The organism is Thiomicrospira microaerophila (assembly GCF_000934765.1).
In the GTDB taxonomy this organism is placed as follows: domain Bacteria; phylum Pseudomonadota; class Gammaproteobacteria; order Thiomicrospirales; family Thiomicrospiraceae; genus Thiomicrospira; species Thiomicrospira microaerophila.
Genome location: NZ_JYNN01000023.1, coordinates 43911 through 50046 on the forward strand (window position 1 = coordinate 43911; position 6136 = coordinate 50046).

Consider the following 6136-nt stretch of genomic DNA (forward strand, 5'->3'; position numbering starts at 1 on the left):
TGTGAGATGGCATATCAAAAACACTCCTGTAGTTCATGCTTTTGAATTTGCGCTAATAAAAAGGTTTGATCACTGCCGTTGGGAAAGTCAAAGTTCATCGCTACGCGCTCATAAAATGTATCGGGCTGGCTTTGAATGTTAACCACAATGCCATCAAACTTGAGTAGTCGGTCTGCGTCTTTAAAGTAAATAAGTACATCAAGGCGTTCGTTAAGTTTCAGGCCTTTTTTTAAATTTACCGCTAAACCGCTAGCGCTGACATTGGAAACCTCGAGTCGCCATTGGTCTGGATGTTGGCGTTGGCTGTGGTCGTCATAAAGTTGGCGAAAAATATCGGTGTAAAGCGTAAGGAGATGACTGGTTTGGACGATCGCTTGCATTAAAGGAATTTTATCATACTTGGGGTCCGATACTTTTTCACAAAATTCATCCAGCTTGAAGCCAACCGGTATGGGGTTGGGTGCAAAAAAGGTATCAGGTGTGGAGTGGGATAAAACCTCATCAAGCCGTTGTAAAAAATACAGGTACTTTTGTTCAATGAGTCGCAAATAACTATATGTTTTGGGTGAGCTTTTTAAGCGATTCAGGTTAATAATGCCTTCTAAATGGCTGTTGATTTTAAATATTTTGGCAGGATCTTTTTTGGGGTTATAACCCTTAGATAACTCAATCAAACAAGCTTCGTAAAACTCAAAATGTTCGAGGATTTCACCAAAAATGGCCATCACTTTTTCTTTGCTGTCTTGTATTTTATTTAACGCACTATTGACCAGGTTGCGCTGATAGTTAATTTGGTTTTGCACACTGGCTGGCATGTAGTTAGCCCCAGTGGCTAAAATATCACGGTCGTTAATAGGCGAGCTTGGTGTGACATAGGTCCGAAGCGGCATATTGATTCTGAAAAAACGACGCACATTTCTAGGTGAGTTTTGCATAGTTGAACTCTGTTATTTCCTTTGCACCTTATAAAGCGCAACTTCACCCATTAAATTGGGCATTAGGCGGATGCCTAAATTACTCTGGTGTTGATTATTAACGACCGTTCTAGCGACAACTTCAATATTTTTTTCTTCACACAGATCTTCAAAATCGTTAAACGTGCACAAATGAATGTTTGGTGTGTCATACCAATGATACGGTAGCGTATCCGTTTCTGGCATGCGTCCCTTTAACAAAAGTTGCGCGCGCATTTTCCAATGGGCAAAATTAGGGAAAGTGATAATGATCTGTTTGCCAATGGTCAGCATATGGTCAAGTAAAATATCAGGACGACGCACAACTTGCAGTGCTTGGGTCATGATGACATAATCGAAGCTTTCCGGATCAAAATAATGGATCAGGTCTTCACTGTCAAGATTACTTTGAATAACATTGATGCCATTAAGCATTGCTTGGATGTTTTTTTGCGGATCAATTTCCATGCCATAACCCCGGATGGAGCGGGTTTGTTTGAGGTGATTGAGTAATGTACCATCACCGCATCCCAAGTCAAGTACATGGCTATTAGGCTCAATCCAGTCGGCAATCAGTTTGAATTCAGGGGTTATTGGGTTCATCGTCCAGTCTCCGCCGTAACGCGCTGCATATAGGCGCGGAAAATACCTTCGTAGTGCGTGTTGGGCAGTAAAAAGGCATCATGCCCGTGTTCCGATTCAACTTCGGCGTAGCTCACATCTAAATCATTGTCGAGCAGTGCGCGTACGATTTCGTGTGAGCGTGCGGGTGAAAAGCGCCAATCTGAGGTAAAGGACACGACAAGAAATTTCGCTTGAGTTTGACTAAAAGCTTGGCTTAAGTCGTTATCAAATTCGGCCGCTGGATCAAAATAATCTAGCGCTTTGGTCATTAGTAGGTAGGTGTTGGCATCAAAGTTTTGCTTGGTGGCAAATTTTTCGCCTTGATAACGCAAATAGCTCTCCACTTGGAATTCGACATCAAAGCTATACTTTAGACTTTCTGTGCGTAACTCACGGCCAAATTTTGCGCCCATCATGTCATCCGATAGATAGGTTAAATGACCGAGCATTCTGGCCAGGGCTAAGCCGCCTTTCGGTGTGGTGCCGGCCTCGATAAAGCGCCCCTCATGGAATTCCGGGTCCGTCATAATGGCGCGGCGTGCCACTTCGTTAAACGCGATGTTCTGTGCGCTGAGTTTAGGCGCAGCGGCAATGACTAGAGCGTGACGTAGCTTATCAGGGTAATCAATCGCCCATTGCATCACTTGCATGCCCCCCATGGAGCCGCCGACAATCGCCGCCCATTGCTCGATACCTAGGTGCGCGCGAAGCAGGTTTTGGCTATTGACCCAATCACGACAGGTGACAATAGGAAAATCCGAACCATAGACACGTCCTGTTTCTGGATTGAGCGTTGTCGGGCCGGTAGAGCCTCGGCAGCTGCCCAAATTGTTTGAGCAGACCACAAAGAGCTTGTTGGTATCAATCGGTTTGTTCGGACCAATATAGTCATTCCACCAGCCAGGTTTGTCGCTGCCCTCATGGTAGCCCGCCACGTGGTGATCACCACTCAGCGCGTGACAAATTAATACCGCATTACTGGCATCGGCATTCAATTGGCCATAGGTTTCGTACATTAGGTCAAATTTTGGCAATACTGCACCACTAACCAGTTTCAAGGGCTGGTCAACGGCAAAGGTTTGGGGGGTTACAATTCCAATAGAGTCTGTCATAGTTTTTGTATTCTACACCATTGTTTGCGCAAACTGCGCAATTGAGCCAACGATTAGGATTTGAGCTAGCTTAATCACCAATATCGCCACAATGGGTGATAAATCAAAGCCACCCATGGGCGGAATCATACGCTGAAACGGCGCTAAAATAGGCGCGGTAAGCTGGCGGAAAATATCTAGGTTTGGGTTATGGTTTTGCACTAACCAGCTAAGAATGATTTGGATGATAATCAACCAGAATACCATGTCGAGCAGTACATTGAGTATTTCTGTTAGAGCGCTGAGTAAAATAAGTGCGATACCAAAATCACGATTCGTTAACCAGCCGATTAATATCACAAACAGCACCTGCACACTAAACGCCGCGGCCAGTGCCGCCCAATCCCATCGCCCTTTAGAAGGTAATACCAGCGCAAAAGGTTTGCAAACTGGGTTAGTGACTTTGGCAATGAACATCACAATTTGATTGCGCCAATCCGTATGGGTGGCGCGAATCAAAAAACGCAAAACTAATACAAAGATAACCAGGCCTGCGATAAACTGCAGTAAAAATAATCCCGCTTGATCCACTGGACTTCCCATTTTATTCTCCTAATTCTTGTGCGAGTTGTTGTGCGCGTTGGTGGGCGGCTTGCATCGCGTTGTCAACGACACTGGCTAACCCGGCCTGTTCAAAACTTTGAATTGCACGTTCAGTCGTGCCATTCGGTGAGGTGACCATTCGGCGTAATTCATTACAGCTTTCATGGCTTTCTAGCGCCATTTTTGCCGCACCAAAGGCGGTCTGCATCGTCAAGAGTTCGGCGGTTTTGGCATCTAGCCCTAGTTTTTCACCGGCGGCTTGCATTGCCTCCATAAACAAAAAGAAATAGGCGGGGCCGCTGCCTGATAAGGCCGTGACCGCATCCAGTTTGTCTTCATTATCCACCCAAATGGTCAGGCCTGCGGCGCGTAGAATATTTTCCGCATCGTCTTTTTGCTGTTGGCTGACATGGTGGTTGGCAAAGAGTCCGGTTGCGCCAGTTTGAATCAATGCTGGGGTGTTGGGCATGGTGCGCACAATCGACTGATGGCCACCTAACCAATGATCAATGGATTGGGTTTTAATTCCAGCGGCAACAGAAATGATTAGTTTTGAGCTGGTTTTGAGTGGTTCGGCCATTGTCTGGCATAAGGCTTTGAGTTGCTGAGGCTTGACCGCTAATACAATAATATCCGCCTTGTCGATAGCCGTGAGGTTGTCCTCAAAACCTTCAATACCATAATTTTGCTTTAAAGCGGCTAAGGCTTGGCTGCTAGGGTCAGACGCCCATATCTGATTTTTGGGATAACCACTTTGAATCAATCCACCGATTAAGCTGCGACTCATATTCCCCGCGCCGATAAAACAAATGTTGGCTTGCATGCTTGGCTCCTTAAATCCTGTTGAATTGTCGTATTATGCCAAATCTTGCAAACTGATTGGCTAAGGTTTAACAAATATGTTGAATTTTTATTGTATTTAACCTGCAGGCTAAAGTAATAGGGCCTGCTGTCGTTACTTTAAGTAACAAAATAAATATATTCGACAGCACAAGGTTGACCAGAAAGAGGGAGCGCGTTATGTCTCAAATTACGCCTTTACAAACCCTGCCAAAATGGTTGGGTACAACAGATAAACAGTCAGATAAAAATGAGAACCAAGGCTTGGCCGGTCTTGTAAAAGCCAAGCATGAAGCCGATCAGCTTAGTCATGCGGCTAAACCTAGCTCAGCACAAATTTCTAATGCCTCGATGCAGCGCTATCAAGCCGCCTATCAGTATTCGCAAACCATGAGCCTTCAAATTGAAACGCGAGAAGGTGATAAGGTTACACTCGATTTTCGTCAGCTCTATGCTCAATATCAAGAAATGAATCATCAGAAAATGACGGAGGAAGGTCCCAAAGGTGTGCGTCAATTTGAAAGCCGTGAAATGCTTGAAATGACGGCCTTTGAGGAGCGGTTTGCGTTTTCGGTTGAAGGCGATTTAAATGAAGATGAGCTGCGTGCGATTTACGAGGTATTCGAGCAGGTCGATGAGCTAGCGAAGAACTTTTACAATGGCGACATTGAAAAAGCGTTTGAGCAAGCGGTGGATTTGAAGATTGACTTTGGTCAGCTCAAATCGATGACTTTAGATTTAACTCGCTCAGAAACCCGTGCTGTGTCCTATCAACAGGGCGCATTGGCGCAATACCGTGATGTCCAAAATCAAGCTGAAAGTGCCGAGAAATACGGCGTTGAAATGGGTGATTTGCCACCTTATCTCCAAGCTTGGCAATCGGCGATTGAAAAGTTGGATGAACAGTTTGCTAACGCACAAGCGATGTTTGATCAGATGATGTCTGCAAGCTTGGCGCAGCGTTTCCCAGAGCAAGACTCACGTGAAGGCTGGTTTGAGCGAGTACAGAAATTCCACCAAGAACTAGTGGCGGCCTTTGCTGAAAAATCAGCAGAGCAAGAAGCACAGGAAGATGTGAGTGAAAATCTGGTCACTGCTGAAAAAAATTAACCCGATAAAATGGTTGTTTATTGGGCTGGTACGATTTTATCAATTGTTTATTAGCCCAATACTTGGGCCAAGATGTCGGTTTTATCCAACCTGTTCTCATTACACCATCGAAGCGCTTAAGGTGCATGGGGTGTTATATGGTTCATGGTTGGCGATTAAACGCATAGCTAAATGTCACCCAGCGAATGATGGGGGCGTTGACCCTGTGCCAGAGTGTGGATGTGGTTGGTTAGGGCATCGCTGCGATGACCAATCTGAAAAAAAAGATCCAACGTTGCTTGTTGAGGACGTTGAGAATAATAAAAGCAGCGAAAAAAAGGAGAGTTAACATGGCTATTTCTGATGGCGTCACTGCGGCCGGCGCAGTCTCTGCGGCGCTCGCGCAAAAAGAGATCTATGACAAAGGTGAAGTACAAGTGGGGATGCTAAAGAAAGCGATGGATGTGCAATCAGACGCGGCATTGATGTTGTTGGAAGGGATTGCACCTGTTCCAGCGAAGCATTTGCCAAGTCATTTGGGCCAAAACGTGAACACCACCGCTTAGCCTGAATGTCTTTATGTTGCATGCAAAAAAGCCACCTTCGCGGTGGCTTTTTTGTTTGTGCCGAGTTAGTTGACTAAGCCCATTTAACCTCGTTCCCACGCCGTGCGTCACGGCCATTAAGTTAAAAAATGCCGAGCATTGCGTGGAGCGCAACGATGCGGCAATCTCCAGCCAACCGCGCACACCCTGTCATTCCGGCGAAGGCCGGAATCTCCAGCCGACAGTGCAAAACCTCAAAAGATCCTGAAACAAGTTCAGGATGACGGCCTCGGTGTCATTCCGGCGAAAGCCGGAATCTCCAGTACCAGTAAAAAATCCATTTAAAAGCCCATCCGAGCAGGCTATAATTTTCAACAAGTTAAACCAACAC

Annotated in this window: 9 protein-coding genes; 3 read left to right on the top strand and 6 right to left on the bottom strand. The window is 45.6% G+C overall.

Translation table 11 applies throughout. The features are described from left to right. Positions 1 to 14: 14 nt before the first annotated feature. The 5 genes from NA59_RS08740 to proC are packed head-to-tail and all read right to left on the bottom strand — an operon-like array spanning position 15 to position 4094. On the bottom strand, positions 15 to 935 hold the full coding sequence (locus tag NA59_RS08740; RefSeq protein WP_044411110.1) for a PilZ domain-containing protein: 921 nt from the start codon (positions 933 to 935) through the stop codon (positions 15 to 17). Between the two features lie 12 nt (positions 936 to 947). Continuing rightward, a complete protein-coding gene (gene metW / locus NA59_RS08745) occupies positions 948 to 1556 on the bottom strand; it encodes a methionine biosynthesis protein MetW (protein WP_044411115.1) in 609 nt (202 codons plus the stop codon). Next, complete coding sequence (metX, locus tag NA59_RS08750) at positions 1553 to 2689, bottom strand: homoserine O-succinyltransferase MetX (protein WP_044411118.1); 1137 nt, start codon at positions 2687 to 2689, stop codon at positions 1553 to 1555. Before metX ends, metW begins: the two co-directional genes overlap by 4 nt. A gap of 12 nt (positions 2690 to 2701) precedes the next feature. Next, positions 2702 to 3271 carry a YggT family protein gene (locus NA59_RS08755; RefSeq protein WP_044411121.1) on the bottom strand — a complete coding sequence of 190 codons (570 nt, stop codon included), beginning with the start codon at positions 3269 to 3271 and terminating at the stop codon, positions 2702 to 2704. A gap of 1 nt (position 3272) precedes the next feature. Beyond that, a complete protein-coding gene (gene proC, locus NA59_RS08760; protein WP_044411124.1) occupies positions 3273 to 4094 on the bottom strand; it encodes a pyrroline-5-carboxylate reductase in 822 nt (273 codons plus the stop codon). Positions 4095 to 4291: 197 nt separating this feature from the next. On the opposite strand from proC, the gene NA59_RS08765 reads away from it, so the two are divergent. Genes NA59_RS08765 through NA59_RS08775 form a run of 3 tightly spaced genes read left to right on the top strand, consistent with a single transcriptional unit; the run spans position 4292 to position 5766 of the window. Continuing rightward, entirely contained in the window at positions 4292 to 5221 is a 930-nt protein-coding gene (locus NA59_RS08765; RefSeq protein ID WP_052501567.1) for a hypothetical protein, read from the top strand. Continuing rightward, positions 5190 to 5549 carry a membrane protein insertion efficiency factor YidD gene (yidD, locus tag NA59_RS08770; protein WP_407701053.1) on the top strand — a complete coding sequence of 120 codons (360 nt, stop codon included), beginning with the start codon at positions 5190 to 5192 and terminating at the stop codon, positions 5547 to 5549. Before NA59_RS08765 ends, yidD begins: the two co-directional genes overlap by 32 nt. 1 nt (position 5550) lies before the next feature. Continuing rightward, positions 5551 to 5766, top strand: a complete 216-nt coding sequence (locus NA59_RS08775) for a YjfB family protein (protein WP_044411127.1) — start codon at positions 5551 to 5553, stop codon at positions 5764 to 5766. A gap of 189 nt (positions 5767 to 5955) precedes the next feature. Here the strand turns inward: NA59_RS08775 and NA59_RS15575 are convergent. Beyond that, on the bottom strand, positions 5956 to 6136 hold a 181-nt coding region (locus NA59_RS15575; RefSeq protein ID WP_232504066.1), incomplete at its 5' end, for a hypothetical protein.